Here is a 19,903-nt window from a genome sequence, read left to right as displayed (position 1 = left end):
TCGGGGTGTGACCCCATGGTGTGACACGGGCTGGGCAGTGGGGGATTACCAGGCCAGTTCGCCCTTGGCGACTTTGGCGCTCAGTTGCAGGGCGCTTTCGAGGCCGGCTTGCGGGTAAGCGGACTTCATGGCGGCGACCAGGGCGGCGCTGTCGGCGGCGGCCGGGGTGGCTGCTTCGAAGCGGCGCAGGTAGTCGGCGGTGTAGCTGATGGCGTCCGGCGTCAGCGCGGAGCCGGGGGCGAAGTGGCCTGGGACGACCGTCGCTGGCTTCAGGCTGGCCATTTCATCCAGTACGGACAGCCATTGGGCGCGCGATTCCGGCGTCTGGGTATCGGCGACCCAGACGTGCAGGCCTTTGAACAGCACCACGCCCCCCACCACGGCTTTGATCGATGGAATCCATACGTAGCTGCGGTCGCCCTGGCCTTTGACTTGCAGCTTCTGGCCTTCCAGTTCGATGTCGCCTTGCAGCAGTTCCGGCATCACTACGCCTTTCGGGGCGTTGGCGCCGAGAATTGGGCCCCAGTAGGCGACTTTGGCCTGGGCTTTCTTTTCCATGGCGGCGATGGTGGTGCCGCGCGCCACGATGCGTGCTTGCGGGAAGGCGGCTTTCAGCACGTCCAGGCCGAAGTAGAAGTCCGGGTCGCCGTGGCTGACATAAATAGTGGTCAGGCGCTTGCCGCTGGCCTTGATCTGGGCGGCCAGCTTTTCGGCTTCGGCGCGCGAGAACTGGGCGTCGACCAGCACGGCGTCTTTCTGGCCTTTTACCAGCACGGAGGCGACCGGGAAGATGGCGGCTTCGCCCGGGTTGAAGACTTCCAGCGTCAGCGGGGCGGCGGCGGCGCCTGCGGTGGTTGCGGCGAAGGCGGCTGCGGCGAGGGTCTGCTTGATCATGTCGGTATTCCTTTCGGTGAGTGGATGACGCCAGTGTAGGCCGCCGGACATGATCGAAAAATAGGATATATTGAAACTATTTATTGCATAAATCGTTCATATGGATCGCATTGCCTCTGCCAACGTCTTTATCACCATCGCTGAACGCGGCAGCCTGGCAGGCGCCGCTGAGGCGCTGGATATGTCGCGCGCCATGGTGACGCGTTACCTGGCGGAGATGGAGGAGTGGGCGGGTGCGCGGCTGCTGCACCGGACCACGCGCCGCCTGGGACTGACCGCGGCGGGTGAGGTGACGCTGGCCCGCTGCCGCGAGCTGCTGGCGCTGGCCGGGGCGATTCCGTCTGCGGGCGAGGCGGGAGCAGGGGAGCCGCGTGGCTTGCTGCGGGTAGCCTGCGCGCAGTTCCTGGCGCAGACTGCGCTGTCCGACGCGCTGGCAAGTTTCCTGCGCCAGTATCCGCAAGTGACGGTGGACCTGCAGGTCGATAACCGCGCCGTCAACCTGGTCGAGCAGCGCATCGACCTGGCGATCCGGATTACCAATGCGCTGGAGCCGAACCAGATTGCGCGCAAGCTCGGCGAATGCCGCTCGATGCTGGCGGCGGCGCCGTCCTACCTGGCCGAACACGGCGAGCCTGCCGCGCCTCAGGACCTGGCGCGGCACAACTGCCTGGCGTATAGCTATTTCGGCAAGAGCGTGTGGGCCCTGGCGCGTGATGGTGAGTTGCCGCAGGAGGTGCCAGTCGGCGGCAACCTGTCTTCCAACGAGTCGATGGCGCTGCTGGCGGCGGCCGGGCAGGGGGCTGGCATCGCCATGCAGCCGCGCTTCGTGGTCATGCCGGAAGTGGCGACGGGCCGTCTGCTGCAGGTCTTGCCGGAGTGGCAACCGCAGGCTTTGGGGATTCATGCAATATATACATCGCGCCAGCACATGCCGCCTGCACTGCGGGTCTTGCTGGACTATCTGGCCGACTGGTTCGCCCGGCACGGATCGGAGTTTTAGTTGTTTCAGTTCAATGACAGTGCTATGCTAGGCGACCGTTTTTGGAAAATCTGGAAACAACAGAGCCCTTCCCCACAACTTGATGTGCAATCCGCTAACCGGTCAGGCCGTGTCGCGGAAGGTTTGAACAACCCGCTAATTCCTCGCGAAGCGCGAAGAAAGGTGAGCAAAGAAATGATGCAACAACAGACGTCCAATTCCTACCTGTTTGGTGGGAACGCGCCTTACGTAGAAGAGCTGTACGAGGCGTACCTCGAAAATCCTGGCTCCGTGCCAGACAACTGGCGCCAGTACTTCGACGCCATGCAGAACGTGCCTGCCGTTGACGGCAGCGCCAAGCCAGACGTCGTTCACTCGTCCGTCATTGCTTCCTTCGCCGAACGCGCGAAAGCTGGTCCCATCCGCACCATCGTCGCTTCGTCCGACGCTGAAATGGGCCGCAAGCGCGTGGCCGCTACCCAGCTGATCGCAGCCTACCGCTACCTGGGCTCTCGCTGGGCCAACCTGGATCCGCTGCAGCGCCAGGAACGTCCGAGCATTCCTGAACTGGAACCGTCGTTCTACGGCTTCACCGATGCCGACCAGGATACCGTCTTCAACATCAGCAACACCTACTTCGGCCCAGAGACCGCGACCCTGCGCGACCTGACCAACCTGCTGAAAGATACCTACACCCGCTCCGTCGGCGCGGAATACATGTACATCTCCGACCCAGCCGAAAAGCGCTGGTTGCAGGAGCGCCTGGAGTCGATCCGTTCGACCCCGGCCTTCACCGCCGAAAAGAAGAAGCACATCCTGGAGCGCCTGACCGCAGCTGAAGGCCTGGAACGCTACCTCCATACCAAGTACGTCGGCCAGAAGCGCTTCTCGCTGGAAGGCGGCGAGACCTTCATCGCTTCCCTGGACGAAGTGATCCAGCGCGCCGGCGAAAAGGGCGTGCAGGAAATTGTTATCGGCATGGCCCACCGCGGCCGCCTGAACGTGCTGGTGAACACCCTGGGCAAGGCGCCTAAGGACCTGTTCGAGGAATTCGAAGGCAAGCACGCCGACGACCTGCCGGCAGGCGACGTGAAATACCACCAGGGCTTTTCGTCCGATATCTCCACCGCAGGCGGCCCGGTCCACCTGTCGCTGGCGTTTAACCCGTCCCACCTGGAAATCGTCAACCCTGTGGTAGAAGGTTCCGTGAAGGCACGTATGGACCGCCGCGGCGACGCGCACGGCGCGCAAGTGCTGCCGATCCTGGTACACGGCGACGCGGCATTCGCCGGTCAGGGCGTTGTGATGGAAACCCTGAACCTGGCGCAGACCCGCGGCTACGGCACCGGCGGCACCGTGCACATCGTGATCAACAACCAGATCGGCTTCACCACTTCCGATCCACGCGATGCACGTTCCACCATTTACTGCTCCGACGTCGTGAAGATGATCGAAGCGCCTGTGCTGCACGTGAACGCCGACGATCCTGAAGCCGTGGTCCTGGCTTCGCAGATCGCGCTGGACTACCGCCTGCAGTTCAAGAAAGACATCGTTGTCGACATCATCTGCTTCCGCAAACTGGGCCACAACGAGCAGGACACCCCGGCGCTGACCCAGCCGCTGATGTACAAGAAGATCGCCAAGCACCCAGGCACCCGCAAGCTGTACGCGGACAAGCTGGCCACCCAGGGCGTGATTCCGGCCGATGGCGGCGACGTCATGGTGGCCGCTTACCGCGCTGCGATGGACCAGGGCAAGCACACCGTCGATCCAGTGATCTCCAACTTCAAGAACAAGTACGCTGTTGACTGGCTGCCGTTCCTGAACCGCAAGTGGACCGACGCGGCCGATACCGCCGTGCCGATGACCGAACTGAAACGCCTGGCAACCGCCATCACCACCGTGCCTGAGAGCTTCAAGGTGCACTCGCTGGTGGAGAAGGTCCTGGCTGACCGTTCCACCATGGGCAAGGGCGAAATGAACCTGGACTGGGGCATGGGCGAACACCTGGCCTTCGCGTCCCTGGTTTCCTCCGGCTACGCAGTGCGCCTGACCGGCCAGGACGCCGGCCGCGGCACCTTCACCCACCGTCACGCCGTGCTGCACGACCAGAACCGCGAACGTTGGGACGCTGGCACCTACATCCCTCTGCAAAACATCGCGGAAGGCCAGGCACCGTTCACCGTGATCGACTCCGTGCTGTCCGAAGAGGCAGTGCTGGGCTTCGAATACGGCTACTCGACCGCCGAGCCTAACACCCTGACCATCTGGGAAGCCCAGTTCGGCGACTTCGTCAACGGCGCCCAGGTTGTGATCGACCAGTTCATCAGCTCCGGCGAAGTGAAGTGGGGCCGTGCTTCCGGCCTGGTCATGATGCTGCCGCACGGCTACGAAGGCCAGGGCCCAGAGCACTCGTCGTGCCGCCCGGAGCGTTTCCTGCAGCTGTGCGCTGACAACAATATGCAAGTTGTGCAGCCGACCACCGCCGCGCAGATCTTCCACGTGCTGCGCCGCCAGATGGTGCGCCAGTTCCGCAAGCCGCTGGTGATCCTGACTCCTAAGTCGCTGCTGCGCAACAAGGATGCTGGTTCCGCGCTGGAACAACTGGCCAAGGGCGCCTTCCAGACCGTGATCGGCGAAGTGGACGAGTCGATCGACGCCAAGAAGGTCAAGCGCGTGATCGCCTGCTCCGGCAAGGTGTACTACGACATCGTGAACACCCGCAAGACCCGCGGCGCGACCGATACCGCCATCGTGCGTATCGAGCAGCTGTATCCGTTCCCGCACAAGGCGTTCGCTGCTGAACTGAAGAAGTTCCCGAACCTGACCGAAGTGGTGTGGGCGCAGGACGAGCCGCAGAACCAGGGTCCTTGGTTCCAGATCCAGCACAACATCTTCGAGGCTATGGAATCGGGCCAGAAGCTGGCATACGCCGGCCGTCCTGCTTCCGCTTCGCCTGCCGTGGGTTACTACGACAAGCACTACGCGCAGCAGAAAGACCTGCTGGAAACCGCGTTCTCGAAGCTGAAAGGCTTCATCCTGACCAAGTAATCGCATCAAGCGGGTGAGCCGCCCGCGTGATGCGGGCGGCGCGAAAAATACACAAAATTCGGAGTAAAAAACAAATGGCACAAATCGAAGTTAAAGTTCCTCAACTGTCGGAATCCGTCGCTGAAGCGACCCTGCTGGCCTGGCACAAGAAAGTCGGCGAGGCAGTGGCCCGCGACGAAAACATGATCGACATCGAGACCGACAAGGTTGTCCTGGAACTGCCAGCACCAGCCGCAGGCGTGGTTGTGCAAGTGATCAAGGCCGACGGCGCCACCGTGGTGGCCGGCGAAGTGATCGCCATCATCGATACCGAAGCTGCTGCCGGCGCAACCCCATCGGCTCCTGCTGCTGCCGCTGCTCCAGCCGCTGCCGCTCCAGCCGCTGCCGCCGACAAGTCCGGCGTTGCCATGCCAGCCGCGGCCAAGATCCTGTCCGAAGCCGGCATCGCCGCTTCCGACGTAGCCGGTTCCGGCAAAGACGGCCGCGTGACCAAGGGCGATGCCCTGGCTGCAGCCGCTGCACCGAAACCAGCCGCTCCAGCTCCGCTGGCACCAGCCGCCCCTAAGGCGCAACTGCAGAAGGTTGCCGCTCCAGCAGCCGCCAACCTGGGCGACCGTCCGGAAGAGCGCGTGCCAATGAGCCGCCTGCGTGCACGTATCGCCGAGCGCCTGGTTGAATCGCAATCCACCAACGCCATCCTGACCACTTTCAACGAAGTGGACATGAAGCCGGTCATGGACCTGCGTAACAAGTACAAGGACAAGTTCGAGAAAGAACACGGCGTCAAGCTGGGCTTCATGTCCTTCTTCGTCAAGGCCGCTGTGCACGCGCTGAAGAAGTACCCGATCCTGAACGCTTCGGTTGACGGCAACAACATCGTCTACCACGGCTACTTCGACATCGGTATCGCCGTGGGCTCGCCACGCGGCCTGGTAGTGCCTATCCTGCGCAACGCAGACCAGATGAGCATCGCCGAGATCGAGAAGAAGATCGGCGAATTCGGCGCGAAAGCCAAAGAAGGCAAGCTGACCCTGGAAGACCTGACCGGCGGTACCTTCTCCATCTCGAACGGCGGTACCTTCGGCTCCATGCTGTCGACCCCGATCATCAACCCACCACAATCGGCAATCCTGGGCGTGCACGCCACCAAGGACCGCGCTGTTGTCGTTGACGGCCAGATCGTGATTCGCCCAATGAACTACCTGGCGATGTCCTACGACCACCGCATCATCGACGGCCGCGAAGCTGTCCTGGGCCTGGTGGCAATGAAGGAAGCCCTGGAAGATCCGGCACGCCTGCTGCTGGACCTGTAAACCGGTAAACCGGTGTCTGTTACCGGTTAGTGTCAGACCCTGCGGGTCTGACACTGGTTTACCGGTTTAAAAAATCCGAAGGGAGTCACATGAGCGTCTCCGAAGAACTGAAGCGTCTGCACGAGTTGCACCAGGCCGGTGCGCTGAGCGATGAAGAATTCGCCCGTGCCAAGGAAAAGCTGCTGCAAGGCGGCGGTGCCAGCCAACAGCCAGGCGGCGACTTCGCTGCCGAAGTCGGCAAGCTGCGCCGCTCCACCACCGACCGCTGGCTTGGCGGCGTGTGCGGCGGCATTGCCAGGCAGTCCGGCATCGAGTCCTGGATCTGGCGCCTGATCTTCGTTCTGGTCGCGACATGCCTCGGCTTCGGCGGGCTGATTTACATCCTTATGTGGATTTTCGTCCCTGCGGACGACCAATGATTGGGAAAAGACATGAGCAACAAACAATTTGACGTAGTAGTTATCGGCGCCGGTCCTGGCGGTTACATCGCCGCCATCCGCGCAGCGCAACTGGGCTTCGCCGTAGCCTGTATCGACGAATGGAGCAACGACGCCGGCAAGCCAGCCCCAGGCGGCACCTGCACCAACGTGGGCTGCATCCCATCGAAAGCGCTGCTGCAATCGTCCGAACATTTCGACCACGCATCGCACGGCTTCAAAGAGCACGGCATCAACGTGCAAGGCCTGTCCTTCGACGTCGGCCAGATGCTGAAGCGCAAGAACACCGTTGTTAAGCAAAACAACGACGGCATCCTGTTCCTGTTCAAGAAGAACAAGGTCACCTTCTTCCACGGCCGTGGCGCATTCGCCGGCGCCGCTGGTGCTGAAGGCTACCCGATCGCCATTTCGGGCCAGACCACCGAGACCATCACCGGCAAGCAGATCATCGTTGCGACCGGCTCCAACCCACGCGCACTGCCAGGCGCACCGTTCGACGAGAAGCTGATCCTGTCGAACACCGGTGCCCTGAACATCGAAACCGTTCCGGCCAAGCTGGGCGTGATCGGCGCCGGCGTGATCGGCCTGGAACTGGGCTCCGTATGGCGCCGCCTGGGTTCCGAAGTGACCGTGCTGGAAGGCCTGCCGACCTTCCTGGGCGCAGTCGACGAGCAAATCGCCAAGGAAGCGCACAAGCTGCTGGTCAAGCAAGGCCTGTCGATCAACCTGTCCTGCAAGATCACCAAGGTCGAAGCGGGCAAGAACAACGTCACCGTTGAATACACCGACGCCAAGGGCGAAGCGCAGAAGGCAACCTTCGACAAGCTGATCGTGTCGATCGGCCGTACCGCCAACACCATCGGCCTGGGCGCCGACAAAGTGGGCCTGGCTGTCGACGAGCGCGGCATGATTACCGTGGACGAAGACTGCAAGACCAACCTGCCGAACGTATGGGCAATCGGCGACGTGGTACGCGGCCCGATGCTGGCGCACAAGGCGGAAGAAGAAGCGGTTGCCGTGGCTGAGCGCATCGCCGGCCAGCATGGCCACACCAACTTCAACACCCTGCCGTCCGTTATCTACACCCACCCGGAAATCGCTTCCGTGGGCAAGACCGAGCAGCAGCTGAAGGCTGAAGGCGTGGCCTACAAAGCCGGTACCTTCCCATTCCTGGCAAACGGCCGCGCACGTGCGCTGGGCGATACCAACGGCATGGTGAAGTTCCTGGCCGATGCAGCTACCGACGAGATCCTGGGCGTGCACATTGTTGGCCCGATGGCTTCTGAGCTGATCTCCGAAGCGGTGGTGGCGATGGAGTTCAAGGCTTCGGCCGAAGACATCGCGCGCATCTGCCACGCACACCCATCGCTGTCCGAAGCGACCAAGGAAGCAGCGCTGGCTGTTGATAAGCGCACGCTGAACTTCTAAACCGGTACCCCGGTGTCTGACCCGCAGGGTCAGACACCGATCCGCGACAGCCGCAGGCCAAGTGTCAGACCCCGTGGGTCTGACACTGGTTTACCGGTTTAAAAAAATAATGAACGTCCAAGAGTTTTACCAGCACGCGCTCACGCAGCGCGACTTCAAAGCCGACGCCGCACAACAGCGCGCCGTCGACCGTCTGCAGCAGTGCTATGACGAATGGGTCGAGTACAAGGCCCAGCGCTCGAATTCCTTCAAACGCCTGATCAACCGCCCGACGCCTCCGCGGGGAGTGTACATGTGGGGCGGGGTAGGGCGCGGCAAGTCCTTCCTGATGGATTCGTTCTATTCGGTGATTCCGCTGGTGCGCAAAACGCGCCTGCACTTCCACGAATTCATGCGCGATGTCCACATGCAGCTCGACGAGCTGCGCGGCGTGGAGGATCCGCTGGACGAAGTGGCAAAACGGATTGCCAAGAAATACCGCCTGATCTGCTTCGATGAATTCCACGTATCGGACGTGGCCGACGCCATGATCCTGTACAACCTGATGAAGGCGCTGTACGACAACGGCGTGTCCTTCATCATGACCTCGAATTACGAGCCGTCCACGCTGTACCCGGACGGCCTGCACCGCGACCGCATCCTGCCTACCATCGCCCTGCTGAAGGAAAAGATGGACGTGCTGAACGTCGACGCCGGCGTTGATTACCGCGGCCGTGCGCTGGAGCAGGTCGATGCCTATTACACGCCGCTCAACGCCAACACCGACCACCAGTTGCGCGAAGCTTTCGCGCGCGTGGCCGAAACGTCGGACGAAGACCCGCGCATCCATGTGGAAGGCCGCGAGCTGAAAGCCCTGCGCCGCGCCGGCACCATTATCTGGTTCGACTTCGCCACGCTGTGCGGCGGGCCACGCTCGCAGAATGATTACCTGGAAATCGCCAGCCGCTTCCATACCGTGATATTGTCCGGTATTCCGATGATGTCGGCCGGACAATCGTCCGAAGCGCGCCGCTTCACCTGGCTGATCGACGTGTTCTATGACCAGAAGGTCAAACTGATCATGTCGGCCGAAGTGGAGCCGGAAGAACTGTACACCTCCGGTGTGCTGTCCAACGAATTCCACCGCACAGTGTCGCGCATCGTCGAGATGCAATCGCGCGAGTATATGGAAAAGGAGCAGCGCGGCGCCGCCGAAAAGCTGTCCTGACAAGGAGAAAAATTTGAAGAACTGGATCTGGCTGGCCATGCTGCTGCCAAGCGCCGTGCTGGCGCAGGACATCGGCCGCCCGGCAACGATTGGCGCGCCGCGCATCCCCGAAACCCACTCGATCGAGCAGGCCGACGCGCGCCTGGTGCAAGTGAAGAAGGACCGCGAAGTGGTGGAGGCGGAATTCAACGCCAGCGAAGCGCTTTGCTACGACAAGTTCTTCGTCAATGCCTGCATCGACAAGGCCAAGGAGCAGCGCCGCCTGCGACTGGCCGAACTGCGCGCGGTGGAGGTGGAAGCCAACTATTTCAAGCGCCGCAGTTCTGTGGAAGTGCGCGACCGTGAACTGGAAGACCGTGCCCGGAAGGATGCCGCCGAAGCAGCCTACAACGCTGCCCATCCGAAGCCGCCAAAGGCGAATCCTGAACTGAAGCCGGCGCCAAAACCGGCTGCCGTATCGGTGCAGCAGCGCCAGGCGGAGCATGACGCCCGCGAAAAGGCGCGCGCCGCACAGGAAACCGCTGCCGCACCAAGACGCGCAGCCAAGGCGGCGGAGTTCGAGCGCAAGAAAGTCGAATCGGAAAAGCGGCAGGCGGAAGTCAAGGCCAAGGTGGCCGAAAAGGATGAGAAGAAGCGCCGTGCCGCCGAGGAGCAGAAGGCCGAAGCTGCGAAAGCCGAAGCCGCCGCCAAGGCCGAAGCCGCGAAAAAGCCTTAAACGGCTTTACGCAGCTTCTGCACCGTGTAGTTGGCCTTCTCTTTCGGCGGGGCGACCAGCTTGATGATCGCCATCGAGCAGTTGTCGCCCTTGCCCTGCGCACGTTCGCGCGCCTTGTTGATCAGCAGTTCGGCCGCTTCGCGCGGCGATTTCTTGGCGATCGCGCTCGCCAGTTCCACGTCCGCAAAGTAGGACCACAGCCCGTCCGAGCAAAGCAGGAATGCGTTGCCGGCTTTCAGGTCTTCCTGGACGCCATACGTGACATACGGTTCACGATGCTTGTTCCCCAGCGCATTGCTGAGCAACTTGGCCTGGCGATGCTTGCGCGCCGCGTCCTCCGGCAGGTTTTCCTGCTCCATCAGGTGGGCGACATATTCGGCATCGCTGCTGCGGGCCAGGCATTCCTTGTTGTCAAAACGATACAGGCGCGAATCGCCAACGACGGCCCAGACGGCCTGGCGTTCCGGCGTCAGCACCATCAGTACCATGCTCGATTGCGGTTCGCTGGCGCCGGTGCGCGGGTCCATGACGAGGATCTGGTGCACATCGTGGGCGATTTCGCGCAGCAATTCTTCCAGCCGCGCCAGGTGGACGGTCTCCGACGCCCGGTATTCGTCAAACAATTGCTTGGCCGTGTGCAGCACTTGTTCAGCACCCGTGGCGCCGCCGCTGATGCCATCGGCCAGCACGGCCAGCACATAGCCGGGTGCTTTTTGCGCAGTAAACAGCGCGACACGGTCATTTTGTTGGGGCCGGCTACCGATATGTTGTGCGGTTCCCGCCTCGATCTTGTACGTGCTCATAGGGACTTGACAGCTTCTTTCCAATGACTACCTGAGTTAAACTATGCACAGTATGCAGTTTTGTTGCAAGTATAGCCTGTTGTCCATACGAAACTGTAAGCAAACGTTAATCGAAATCGTCCAGACTTTCCATATGATCAACAAAGAAGAAATCCAGCGTCGCATCGTTGAGCTCGATGTCGAACACCGCGACTTGGATGCAGTCATTGAAATGTTGACCCTGGATGGTCACCACGATCAACTTCAGTTGCGACGCCTCAAGAAGCGTAAGTTGCAATTGAAAGACTATATCACCCTGCTGAAAATGCAATTGGTGCCCGATGTACCGGCCTGAGCAGGGCCATTCATTCTTCTACGAACTTGACAGATCCACAACAGCCGACCGCCGCTCCCGGCGCGCCGAACGATCCGGTTTTTCCTCCGGGGGCGCACGACGCCGATATTGAGCGCCTGTTTGGACCCGGCGGCCCCCTGGGCCCGGCGGTGGGCGGTTTTCGTCCACGCAAATCGCAGACCGAGATGGCCAAGGCGATTGCCGACGCCATCGCCAAGCAACAGACCCTGATCGCCGAAGCGGGCACCGGCACCGGCAAGACCTTCGCCTACCTGGTGCCGGCGCTGCTGTGGGGCGGCAAGACCATCGTCTCCACCGGTACCAAGAACCTGCAGGACCAGTTGTTCCTGCGCGATATTCCGACCATCCGCGCTGCGCTGCAGGCGCCGGTGTCGGTCGCGCTGCTGAAGGGCCGCTCCAACTACCTGTGCCACTACCACCTGGAACGCACGCTGCAGAACGGTCGCATGACCTCGCGCGAGGACGTCGGCTACCTGCGCGAGATTTCGCGCTTCCTGAAGATGACCAGCACCGGCGACAAGGCCGAACTGGCGCGCGTGCCGGAAAATGCCCTGGTGTGGAACCTGGTGACGTCGACCCGCGAGAATTGCATGGGGCAGGAGTGCCAGTACTACCAGGACTGCTTCGTGATGAAGGCGCGCCGCGAGGCGCAGCAGGCCGACGTGGTGGTGGTCAACCACCACCTGTTCTTTGCCGACGTGGCGCTGAAAGACACCGGCGTGGCCGAACTGCTGCCATCGGCGAATACAGTGATCTTCGACGAGGCGCACCAGTTGCCCGACACCGCCACGTTGTTCTTTGGCGACAGCGTTTCGACTTCACACGTCCTGGAATTGTGCCGCGACGTGCTGGCCGAGGGCCTGGCCCACGCGCGCGACGGCGCCGAATGGGCCAAGGTCGTCACGCCGGTGGAGAAAGCCGCGCGCGACCTGCGCCTGACCTTCACGCAGGACATCGTGCGCATGTCGCTGCCGCAAATCGCACCGTCCAGCGATTTCTTCCCGGCGCTGCAGACGCTCAAGGACGAACTGATCGACATGGTGGCCGTGCTGGAAAAAAATGCCGAGCGCGCCGAGACCATCGAACAATGCCGCGTGCGCGGCAACGAGCTGTCGGCCAAGCTGGAGGCCTGGAAATTCGACCCGAAAGCCAAGGTGGCTGCCGGCGAAGAAGCCGTGTTCTGGGTCGAGGCCTTCCAAAGCTCGCTGCAATTGCATAAGACGCCGCTGTCGATCGCGCCGATCTTCAACGGCCAGCGCGAAGGCGTGCCGCGCAGCTGGATCTTCACCTCCGCCACGCTGGCGGTGAAAAACGACTTTACCCACTTCGCCAAGCAACTGGGGCTGGAGAACGAAGTCGCGCGCAACTGGCCTAGCCCGTTCAACTATGAAGAACAGGGCATCCTGTACGTGCCGCAAGGCTTGCCGGACCCGAACTCGATGGGCTACACCGATGCCGTGCTGGATGCGGCGCTGCCGGTCATCGAAGCGGCCGGCGGCCGCACCTTCCTGCTGTGCACCACACTGCGCGCCGTCAAGCGCGCGGCCGACCGCCTGCGCGACGAATTCGACAAGCGCGGCCTCAAATTCCCGCTGTTCGTGCAGGGCGACCGTGGCCGTACCGAGTTGCTGGACCAGTTCCGCAAGGCCGGCAACGGTGTGCTGATTGGCTCGCAGAGCTTCTGGGAGGGGGTGGACGTGCGCGGCGAGGCGCTGTCGCTGGTGATCATCGACAAGCTGCCTTTCGCACCGCCGGACGATCCTGTGCTGGCAGCGCGTATCGAAGTGATGGAGCGCCAGGGCCTGAACGGCTTCATGGGCCACACCTTGCCGGAAGCGATCATCAACCTGAAGCAGGGCGCCGGCCGCCTGATTCGCGACGAGGGCGACCGCGGTGTGCTGATGCTGTGCGACCCGCGCGTGATCTCCAAGCCTTACGGCCGCCGTATCTGGCAAAGCCTGCCGCCATTCAAGCGCACGCGCGAAGCGGCGGACGTGATCGAATTCTTCAAAGGCCATTAACACCGGGAGACGCAATGAAACTGACACGCGCAATGTTGGACGAGGCGGCAGGCCAGGGCCTGCTGGATGAAGGCCAGGCTGGGCGCTTGTGGCAGTTCCTGGTGGCGCGCGAGCAGCATACGCCCGGCTTCAAGCCGGCGCACATCCTTTACTACCTGGGCGGCCTGATCGCCATCGGCGCCATGTCGCTGTTCATGACGCTGGGCTGGGAATCTTTTGGCGGCACCGGCCTGCTGTTCATTTCCATTTGCTATATGGTGGCGGCCCTTGGCGCGGTCGAATGGCTGCGCGCGCGCAGCCTGCTGCTGCCGGCCGGCGTGCTTGCCGCCTTTGCGGTCGTGCTGGTGCCGCTGGCGGTCTATGGCCTGCAGCATATGCTTGGCCTGTGGGCCGACGGCGGCGCAGGCAGTTCGTACCGCAACTACCACTACTACATCGACTGGCGCTGGATCCTGATGGAACTGGCCACGCTGGCCGCCGGGGCGGCGGTGTTGTGGCGCTACCGCATGCCGTTCACTGTCATGCCGTTGGCGGTGACCTTGTGGTACATGAGCATGGACGTCACCGAAATGCTGCTCGGCCATTACAGCTTGTTCTCCCATGAAGGCAAGGTCATGTCGGCGGTATTCGGCATCGCCATGACGCTGGTCGCGCTGTGGATCGACTTGCGCAACCGCAGCAGCAAGGACTATGCGTTCTGGCTCTATATCTGGGGGGTACTGACGTTCTGGGGCGCACTGTCTTCGATGGATTCCGGCAGCGAGTTCGGCAAGCTGGTCTACTGCCTGATCAACCTCCTGATGATCGGCATCGGTGCAGCCTTGTCGCGCCGTGTGTTTGCAGTGTTCGGCGGCTTTGGCCTGGCTGGCTACCTGGGCCACTTGTCGTACACCGTTTTCCGCGACAGCCTGCTGTTCCCGGTCGCCCTGACAGCCATCGGCATCGCGATCATCGCGACCGGCGTGTTCTGGCAGCGCCGCGAGGCGGCGATTGGTGCCAGCCTGCGCCAATGGCTGCCCGGTCCCGTGCGCCGGCTGGTCGAACGCCGCGCGGCATGAAGCTGCGCAAGGCGCTTGCGGTCCTGTTTGCCGCCGGCGCGCTGCTGGGCCTTTGGGCGGCCGGCTGGCAGCTTTCCAGGCCGGTCAATCATCCCGTCCCCATGCCGGCGGGCCTCGGCTTTGAGCCGATGCTGGCTGGCGGCACGCATGGCTCCCTGTTACGCGCGCCGGGTTCGACGCGTTGCGCGCTCCTGATGCACGGCATTCGCGGTGACCGCAGCGCGATGGCGGGGCGCGCCGCGTTCCTGCGCGATGCCGGCTGGAGCGCGCTCGCGATCGACCTGCAGGCGCATGGCGAAACGCCGGGCGAGATGATCACATTCGGCCATCGCGAAGCGGACGATGCCCGCAACGGCGTTGCCTATTTGCGCGCACAAGGTTGCGCGACCGTGGCCGTCATCGGCCAGTCGTTGGGCGGTGCCGCGTCCCTGCTGGGCAAAGGGCCGGTGGCCGCCGATGGATTCGTGCTTGAATCGGTCTATCCGGCCATAGAAGATGCCGTGGCCAACCGGCTCGCAATGCGCTTTGGTGGGCTGGGCCGCCTTGCTGCACCGCTGCTTTATTGGCAGCTGCCCCTGCGCACAGGTGTCGGGCGCGAGCAGCTTCGCCCCGTGCAGCAGATTCGCAAGGTGCAGGTGCCGGTACTGGTTGCTGGCGGTACGCGCGACGGCCAGACGCCGCCGGAAGAAACGCGACAATTGTTCGACGCGGCGGGCGGGGCGAAAACCCTTTGGCTGGTCGAGGGCGCGATCCACCAGGATCTATACGCCTTCAGTCCGGAAGAATACCGGCGCCGGCTGCTGCGCTTCCTCGATACGCTGGGCGCGGCACCAGGCTAATGCAGTTCCGGCGGGGCCTGGCCGGTCAGTAGCCAGTTGCCGATTGCCTGGTAGACCTGCGAGCGCTGGCCCTGCAGGCCATGGGCGCTTTCGCGGCTGCAGTCGCGGCGCGTGCCGGCGCGAACCTGCGGGAATGCTTCGCTGTCGACTGAAATCAGCGGGAAGAAGCGTGCTTTTGGATAGCTGTCGCGGAAGGGCAGGCAGGCATCGCGCCGGTGGTGCACGCCAAGCACGGGGCGTTTCAGGTGCGGGACTTCGGCCCAGGCATCGGCACTGCCATTGACCAGCACCACGGCATCAACCAACGGCAAGCGGTTGGCGACAAAGGCGGCCGAGAAGGCGCCGTCGCTGCTGCCCATCAGCACAATGCGGGCCTGCGGGTGGCGCTTGCGCATGACATCGACGACGGCGGCGACATCCTGCCGGTGCGCGGCGCCCTGGCGGCTGCCCAGGTCCAGCACTTCATTGTCGCTGGCGGTGTCCAGCGCCACCATGGCTCCTACCTGGCTGGCCATCTGGCGCTGCGCGCCGAACAGGGTATCCGGATCGGCCGGCAGGCTGCCAGGCCAGACGCCCTGCAATCCGCGCTGGCCCGAACCGCCTGCAAGGTAGAGCACAACATGGCTGGCAGCGTGCTCGCCAGTCATCTCCAGCACGCGCACTGTGGCGCCGGGACGCGTCGGAATATCCAGCAGCATTTCGCCCGCCCGGGCGGCGCCATGCAGGGTAAGGGCCAGGGCAAACCAGGCCAGCGTGCGAATCCGCATGTGCGATACCTCCTGTGCCGAGTGACTTTCACGCACCTCGATTCAATTGGCGCGTTGCACAAAATTGTATATTCTCAGGCAACGTTTTGGGCAAAGTCGAGGTGATGCGATGAAGTGCAAGTTGATCTTGGGCGCGCTGGCCATCGCGCTGACGCCCGCCGCGCACAGCCAGTGCTGCGGTTATGGCATGAGCTACGATAACGTCGTGGTCTGGCCGCAGCCGGACTTGCGCATTCCTGTTCCTTCGGTGACGCAGTCGCGGAAGGCGCCGCCCATCCTGCCCAGGTCCAGGCCCGCGGTAAGGGCCAACGCGCACAAGCTTGCCCAGCACTTCCCGGCCGACAAGCGCGCGGAGATGGAGCAGGTCTATGTGCAAAGCATGGACGTCTACCTCCAGGTCGAGAAAAAAATGGGCTGGACACCGCGCGACATGGCGGGCGGCCTGGCCGCTTTCCTGGTCGGGAATTACATGGTGCTGAAAAATGCCGAAGTCCCGGATGAGGACTTCGATGCCGTCGCCAGGCAAATTCGCGCACAGGACAAACTGCGGGACATCAACGGCAAAAACGAAGCGGACAAGGTGCGCGATGTCTTCGAACAGAGCGCCATGATCGGCGCCTTCATGGCGCTTGCCTACAGATCGCACCAGCAGCATCCGCAGCCACCGGCCGTGTACGAAAACATGCGCAAGGCTGCACGCGAAAACCTGCAACTGGTGCTGAAGGGCGATCCGGCCAACCTTTTCATCGACAAAAACGGCATGAGGTTCCAATGACGATCTTTATCAAGAAGTTGTGCAATGCCTTCATCACGGATGCCGTGGTCAATCGCCGCATTGGCGGAGCTGCGGCGCGCAATGTCGAAGCGATTGGCGCCGTCATCGGCGGATTGTGGGTGGGCGGCATTGTCACCGTATCGGCCGATGCGCTGGACTGGGTGCCGAACATCATGAACAAGGCGGTGCACGATGATTTGCAGCCGGTGCATATTCCCTTGCGCGAAGTGCGGTCGGTACGGCGCGAATTCGGCATCCTGACCGGCATCGTGGTGGTGGAACTGGACGATGGCGGAGAATTCCGCTTCCGCTGCTTCAGCGCGCGCAATGTGGCCGAGAATATGTCCGACCTGCTGCCAAGCCAGGTAATGAGCGCATGAGCCGCCCGTTGTTGGGTGTATCGCTGTGCGCCGCGCTGCTGGCGGCATCCGCGGCCCGTGCGCAGGGCTATGGTACTGAGGACTGAGCCCGAGCGCCTGCAAATCGACGAGCGAGGTGTTATGCTGGTCAAATGACTATCCTTACTGGTTCCTGCCACTGCGGCGCGATCACGATTGCAGTGCCGGACACCCCGGCCTACCTGATCGACTGCAATTGCTCGATCTGCCGCCGCACGCGCGCACTGTGGGCCTTCTATGCCGAAGACGCGGTGCGCATCGAGGGCGAGCCGGCGCATGGCCAGGACTACATCTGGGGCGACAAGTCGCTGCGCACCGTGCGTTGCAGGTCTTGCGGCTGCGTCACGCATTGGAAGTCGCTGCAGCCCAATGTCGACGGCCGCATGGGCGTCAATATGGCCAACTTCGCACCGGAAGTCGTGGCAACGCTGGAAGTGCGCAAGTTCGACGGCGCCGCCACCTGGACCTACCTATGATCGCCGACCTGCCGCAAGACGCCTTGTTGCAGCGTTACCGTGCGCAGGGTGCCTATACCGACTGTTTTGCCATCGACGTGCCAGGCCAGGTGGGCCACGACGCCTTTGTCGAAGCCTTCTACACCACGGCAGTATTCAAACTCGAGCGCCTGTTGCTGGCGCTGTTCGCCGCGCGTCCTTCGCGCGATACGGAAGCACGCGAATTGGCAAGCGGCCAGCGCCAGCAGTTCGCCGCCTGGTCGGTGGAAGGACGGGCGCCCGGCCAACTGCTGATGTGCGATTACGCCGGCAGTACGCGCTCATGGCTGATGGCAGCGCCGGCCGGGCAGGGGACGCGGCTGTATTTCGGTTCGGCGGTGGTGCGCTCGCGGCAGGGCGGCGTGTTTCGCGCGCTGCTGGGCTTCCACAAGCTGTATTCGCGCATCCTGCTGCGCGCTGCCGCGTCGCGCGTGCGCAAGGCCGGCTGAGCCCCGATGGATTCCCTGATCACTGCGTCGGCCCGTTCGCTTGCCAGCGGTGATGTGCTGGGCGCGCTGAAACATGTCGCCCTGCGCGGCGATCCGCCGGCCTTGGCCTTGCGCGGCATCGCCATGGCGCGCCTGGGCGACTTTCCAAAGTCGCGCGAACTGCTGCGCCGTGCAGCACGCGGCTTTGGTATGCACGAAGAATTGGCCCGCGCGCGATGCGTGGTGGCTGAAGCGGAAGTGGCGCTGGCCATGCGCGATTTCGCTGGGCCACCGCGCGTGCTGTCGGCCGCGCTGGCAGTGCTGGAGGCGCGCGGCGATTATGGCAATGCATTGCAGGCGCGCCTGATCGCCGCCCGAAGATTGCTCCTGCTTGGGCGCCTGGAAGCCGCTGCGGCCGAACTGTTGCGCCTCGATATCCGGGCCCTGACGCCGGCATTGGCGGCCGTGGCGCAGTTGGCGGCGGCCGAACTGGCAATGCGTTCACTCGACCCGGCTGCGGCGCGGGCTGCGCTTGCGCAGGCGCAGGCGGCGGCCACGCGCTCGGGCGTACCGGAGCTATTGGCCGAGGTGATGGAGGCCAACGCTGCACTGCAGCGCCCCGCGGCGCGCCGGCATGGCGGCGGCGAGTTGTCGCTCGACCAGGTGGCGGCGCTGCTGGCCTCGGCCACGGTGGTGCTGGACGCCTGCCGGCGCGGCTTGGGCAGCGGCAGCAACTGGCGCCCGCTGGCGCGCAGGCCGGTGCTGTTCGCGCTGGCCCGCACGTTGGCCCAAGCCTGGCCGGGAGATGCCGAGCGTGATGTCCTGATCGAACAAGCTTTCAATACCCGCCGTCCCGACGAAAGCCACCGCGCGCGGCTGCGCGTCGAGATCGGCCGCCTGCGTGCATTGCTCAAGGGCCTGGCCAGCATCGAGGCCACGCCGCGCGGTTTTGCAGTCCGGCCGCTGAATGGGCGCCCCCTGGCCGTGCTGCAGCCGCCGATCGATGGCGAGCAGGCATCGCTGCTGGCGCTATTGTCCGACGGCGCCGCCTGGTCGACTTCTGCGCTGGCGCTGGCGCTTGACGCCAGCCAGCGCACCATTCAGCGCGCACTGGCTGAGCTGGAAGCGGCCGGCCGGGTGCGTTCGATCGGCAATGCGCGCACGCGGCGCTGGCTGGCGCCGCCGTTGGCCGGATTCACGACAATCTTGTTACTCCCTGCTGCACTGCCGTTGGAATAAAGTTCACTTGCGGCGCCGATCATCGGCGCACTCATAAGGAGCCAAGCAATGACCCGAAATTCAAGCAAGGTGCGCAAGGCGGAAATCCTGCGCGAATACGGCCCGTTCGACGGCGTCAGCAAAGTCGGCGGCGTGACTTACGACGGCCATCTGGTATGGGCTGCCACCGGCGCCCGCCTGATCGGCTTCGATCCCGAAAACGGCAAGCAAGCCCGCGCCCTGGACCTCGCTGCCGATGCCGGTACGGCGTTCGACGGCAAATTCCTGTACCAGATCGCGGCGGAACGGATCAACAAGATCGACCCGGCCAGCGGCACGGTGCTGTCCTCGATCCCGGCACCCGGAAAAGGCGGCGACTCAGGCCTGGCCTGGGCGGAGGGCAGCCTGTGGGTAGGGCAATACCGCGACCGCAAGATTCACCAGGTCAACCCAGAAACCGGCGCCGTGCTGCGCACCATCGAGTCGAACCGCTTCGTCACCGGCGTGACGTGGGTGGACGGTGAGCTGTGGCACGGTACCTGGGAAGGCGACCAGAGCGAGATCCGCCACGTCGATCCGCAAAGCGGCGCCGTGCTTGAGTTGCTGGAAATGCCGCCGGGCGTATTCGTCAGCGGCCTGGAATCCGACGGCGGTGGCTTGTTCTTCGCCGGCGGCGAAAACAGCGGCAAGGTGCGCGCAGTGCGTCGTCCACGAGGAGAGTGA

20 protein-coding genes are annotated in these 19,903 nt (G+C 63.4%); 17 read left to right on the top strand and 3 right to left on the bottom strand.

All coding sequences use genetic code 11. The features are described from left to right. Positions 1-45: 45 nt before the first annotated feature. Positions 46-894 carry an MBL fold metallo-hydrolase gene (locus ASD58_RS02825; protein ID WP_057259561.1) on the bottom strand — a complete coding sequence of 283 codons (849 nt, stop codon included), beginning with the start codon at positions 892-894 and terminating at the stop codon, positions 46-48. A 100-nt stretch (positions 895-994) separates the two neighbouring features. Between ASD58_RS02825 and ASD58_RS02820 the strand changes: the two genes are divergently transcribed. From ASD58_RS02820 to ASD58_RS02790, 7 genes are all read left to right on the top strand, one after another. Next, positions 995-1,894: a LysR family transcriptional regulator gene (locus ASD58_RS02820; protein WP_057259560.1), complete on the top strand. Its 900-nt coding sequence runs from the start codon at positions 995-997 to the stop codon at positions 1,892-1,894. A 174-nt stretch (positions 1,895-2,068) separates the two neighbouring features. After that, on the top strand, positions 2,069-4,924 hold the full coding sequence (locus ASD58_RS02815) for a 2-oxoglutarate dehydrogenase E1 component (RefSeq protein ID WP_057259559.1): 2,856 nt from the start codon (positions 2,069-2,071) through the stop codon (positions 4,922-4,924). A 74-nt stretch (positions 4,925-4,998) separates the two neighbouring features. After that, positions 4,999-6,237 (top strand): 2-oxoglutarate dehydrogenase complex dihydrolipoyllysine-residue succinyltransferase, encoded by a 1,239-nt coding sequence (odhB, locus tag ASD58_RS02810; protein WP_057259558.1) that lies wholly within the window; start codon positions 4,999-5,001, stop codon positions 6,235-6,237. Between the two features lie 89 nt (positions 6,238-6,326). Continuing rightward, positions 6,327-6,656, top strand: coding sequence for a PspC domain-containing protein (locus tag ASD58_RS02805; RefSeq protein ID WP_057259557.1), 330 nt, complete (start codon positions 6,327-6,329; stop codon positions 6,654-6,656). Positions 6,657-6,668: 12 nt separating this feature from the next. After that, the gene (gene lpdA / locus ASD58_RS02800) at positions 6,669-8,102 is read left to right on the top strand and encodes a dihydrolipoyl dehydrogenase (protein WP_057259556.1); all 1,434 of its coding nucleotides are present in this window, start codon (positions 6,669-6,671) and stop codon (positions 8,100-8,102) included. A 109-nt stretch (positions 8,103-8,211) separates the two neighbouring features. Further along, on the top strand, positions 8,212-9,309 hold the full coding sequence (zapE, locus tag ASD58_RS02795) for a cell division protein ZapE (RefSeq protein WP_057259555.1): 1,098 nt from the start codon (positions 8,212-8,214) through the stop codon (positions 9,307-9,309). A 13-nt stretch (positions 9,310-9,322) separates the two neighbouring features. Further along, entirely contained in the window at positions 9,323-10,024 is a 702-nt protein-coding gene (locus ASD58_RS02790) for a hypothetical protein (protein ID WP_057259554.1), read from the top strand. Here the strand turns inward: ASD58_RS02790 and ASD58_RS02785 are convergent. Continuing rightward, complete coding sequence (locus ASD58_RS02785; RefSeq protein WP_057259553.1) at positions 10,021-10,827, bottom strand: PP2C family serine/threonine-protein phosphatase; 807 nt, start codon at positions 10,825-10,827, stop codon at positions 10,021-10,023. The two genes, ASD58_RS02790 and ASD58_RS02785, sit on opposite strands and share 4 nt — an antisense overlap. A gap of 133 nt (positions 10,828-10,960) precedes the next feature. On the opposite strand from ASD58_RS02785, the gene ASD58_RS30335 reads away from it, so the two are divergent. The 4 genes from ASD58_RS30335 to ASD58_RS02765 are packed head-to-tail and all read left to right on the top strand — an operon-like array spanning position 10,961 to position 15,100. Next, on the top strand, positions 10,961-11,161 hold the full coding sequence (locus ASD58_RS30335; RefSeq protein ID WP_055931517.1) for a YdcH family protein: 201 nt from the start codon (positions 10,961-10,963) through the stop codon (positions 11,159-11,161). 26 nt (positions 11,162-11,187) lie between these two features. Next, positions 11,188-13,203, top strand: coding sequence for an ATP-dependent DNA helicase (locus tag ASD58_RS02775; RefSeq protein ID WP_057259551.1), 2,016 nt, complete (start codon positions 11,188-11,190; stop codon positions 13,201-13,203). 14 nt (positions 13,204-13,217) lie between these two features. Then, positions 13,218-14,261, top strand: coding sequence for a hypothetical protein (locus ASD58_RS02770; protein ID WP_057259550.1), 1,044 nt, complete (start codon positions 13,218-13,220; stop codon positions 14,259-14,261). After that, the gene (locus tag ASD58_RS02765; RefSeq protein ID WP_200951557.1) at positions 14,213-15,100 is read left to right on the top strand and encodes an alpha/beta hydrolase; all 888 of its coding nucleotides are present in this window, start codon (positions 14,213-14,215) and stop codon (positions 15,098-15,100) included. Before ASD58_RS02770 ends, ASD58_RS02765 begins: the two co-directional genes overlap by 49 nt. Here ASD58_RS02765 and ASD58_RS02760 read toward each other — a convergent pair. After that, positions 15,097-15,867, bottom strand: a complete 771-nt coding sequence (locus ASD58_RS02760) for an alpha/beta hydrolase (protein WP_057259548.1) — start codon at positions 15,865-15,867, stop codon at positions 15,097-15,099. The two genes, ASD58_RS02765 and ASD58_RS02760, sit on opposite strands and share 4 nt — an antisense overlap. A 109-nt stretch (positions 15,868-15,976) precedes the next feature. On the opposite strand from ASD58_RS02760, the gene ASD58_RS02755 reads away from it, so the two are divergent. The 6 genes from ASD58_RS02755 (at position 15,977) to ASD58_RS02730 (ending at position 19,903) form a co-directional block, all read left to right on the top strand. Continuing rightward, positions 15,977-16,642, top strand: a complete 666-nt coding sequence (locus ASD58_RS02755; RefSeq protein ID WP_057259547.1) for a DUF6683 family protein — start codon at positions 15,977-15,979, stop codon at positions 16,640-16,642. Continuing rightward, positions 16,639-17,022, top strand: a complete 384-nt coding sequence (locus ASD58_RS02750) for a hypothetical protein (RefSeq protein WP_057259546.1) — start codon at positions 16,639-16,641, stop codon at positions 17,020-17,022. Before ASD58_RS02755 ends, ASD58_RS02750 begins: the two co-directional genes overlap by 4 nt. Positions 17,023-17,153: 131 nt before the next feature. Continuing rightward, on the top strand, positions 17,154-17,516 hold the full coding sequence (locus tag ASD58_RS02745) for a GFA family protein (RefSeq protein ID WP_057259545.1): 363 nt from the start codon (positions 17,154-17,156) through the stop codon (positions 17,514-17,516). Continuing rightward, positions 17,513-17,983 carry a hypothetical protein gene (locus ASD58_RS02740; protein WP_200951556.1) on the top strand — a complete coding sequence of 157 codons (471 nt, stop codon included), beginning with the start codon at positions 17,513-17,515 and terminating at the stop codon, positions 17,981-17,983. The genes ASD58_RS02745 and ASD58_RS02740 overlap by 4 nt, the downstream gene beginning before the upstream one ends. Before the next feature lie 6 nt (positions 17,984-17,989). Further along, a complete protein-coding gene (locus ASD58_RS02735; protein WP_057259544.1) occupies positions 17,990-19,201 on the top strand; it encodes a hypothetical protein in 1,212 nt (403 codons plus the stop codon). 48 nt (positions 19,202-19,249) lie between these two features. Further along, positions 19,250-19,903 carry a glutaminyl-peptide cyclotransferase gene (locus tag ASD58_RS02730; protein ID WP_057259543.1) on the top strand — a complete coding sequence of 218 codons (654 nt, stop codon included), beginning with the start codon at positions 19,250-19,252 and terminating at the stop codon, positions 19,901-19,903.

Source organism: Duganella sp. Root1480D1 (assembly GCF_001427305.1).
GTDB lineage: Bacteria > Pseudomonadota > Gammaproteobacteria > Burkholderiales > Burkholderiaceae_D > Rugamonas.
Note: the sequence above shows the minus strand (reverse complement) of the source record. Positions and strands in the feature narration are given on the sequence as shown.

What these genes read in the sequence shown, in the direction of transcription:
- ASD58_RS02735 (WP_057259544.1), top strand. Translation starts at nt 17,990, where the DNA reads ATGGATTCCCTGATCACTGCGTCGGCCCGTTCGCTTGCCAGCGGTGAT.
- ASD58_RS02750 (WP_057259546.1), top strand. Translation starts at nt 16,639, where the DNA reads ATGACGATCTTTATCAAGAAGTTGTGCAATGCCTTCATCACGGATGCC.
- ASD58_RS02760 (WP_057259548.1), bottom strand. Translation starts at nt 15,867, where the DNA reads ATGCGGATTCGCACGCTGGCCTGGTTTGCCCTGGCCCTTACCCTGCAT.
- odhB (WP_057259558.1), top strand. Translation starts at nt 4,999, where the DNA reads ATGGCACAAATCGAAGTTAAAGTTCCTCAACTGTCGGAATCCGTCGCT.
- lpdA (WP_057259556.1), top strand. Translation starts at nt 6,669, where the DNA reads ATGAGCAACAAACAATTTGACGTAGTAGTTATCGGCGCCGGTCCTGGC.
- ASD58_RS02825 (WP_057259561.1), bottom strand. Translation starts at nt 894, where the DNA reads ATGATCAAGCAGACCCTCGCCGCAGCCGCCTTCGCCGCAACCACCGCA.
- ASD58_RS30335 (WP_055931517.1), top strand. Translation starts at nt 10,961, where the DNA reads ATGATCAACAAAGAAGAAATCCAGCGTCGCATCGTTGAGCTCGATGTC.
- ASD58_RS02785 (WP_057259553.1), bottom strand. Translation starts at nt 10,827, where the DNA reads ATGAGCACGTACAAGATCGAGGCGGGAACCGCACAACATATCGGTAGC.
- ASD58_RS02730 (WP_057259543.1), top strand. Translation starts at nt 19,250, where the DNA reads ATGACCCGAAATTCAAGCAAGGTGCGCAAGGCGGAAATCCTGCGCGAA.
- zapE (WP_057259555.1), top strand. Translation starts at nt 8,212, where the DNA reads ATGAACGTCCAAGAGTTTTACCAGCACGCGCTCACGCAGCGCGACTTC.
- ASD58_RS02770 (WP_057259550.1), top strand. Translation starts at nt 13,218, where the DNA reads ATGAAACTGACACGCGCAATGTTGGACGAGGCGGCAGGCCAGGGCCTG.
- ASD58_RS02765 (WP_200951557.1), top strand. Translation starts at nt 14,213, where the DNA reads ATGGCTGCCCGGTCCCGTGCGCCGGCTGGTCGAACGCCGCGCGGCATG.
- ASD58_RS02755 (WP_057259547.1), top strand. Translation starts at nt 15,977, where the DNA reads ATGAAGTGCAAGTTGATCTTGGGCGCGCTGGCCATCGCGCTGACGCCC.
- ASD58_RS02820 (WP_057259560.1), top strand. Translation starts at nt 995, where the DNA reads ATGGATCGCATTGCCTCTGCCAACGTCTTTATCACCATCGCTGAACGC.
- ASD58_RS02815 (WP_057259559.1), top strand. Translation starts at nt 2,069, where the DNA reads ATGATGCAACAACAGACGTCCAATTCCTACCTGTTTGGTGGGAACGCG.
- ASD58_RS02745 (WP_057259545.1), top strand. Translation starts at nt 17,154, where the DNA reads ATGACTATCCTTACTGGTTCCTGCCACTGCGGCGCGATCACGATTGCA.
- ASD58_RS02740 (WP_200951556.1), top strand. Translation starts at nt 17,513, where the DNA reads ATGATCGCCGACCTGCCGCAAGACGCCTTGTTGCAGCGTTACCGTGCG.
- ASD58_RS02805 (WP_057259557.1), top strand. Translation starts at nt 6,327, where the DNA reads ATGAGCGTCTCCGAAGAACTGAAGCGTCTGCACGAGTTGCACCAGGCC.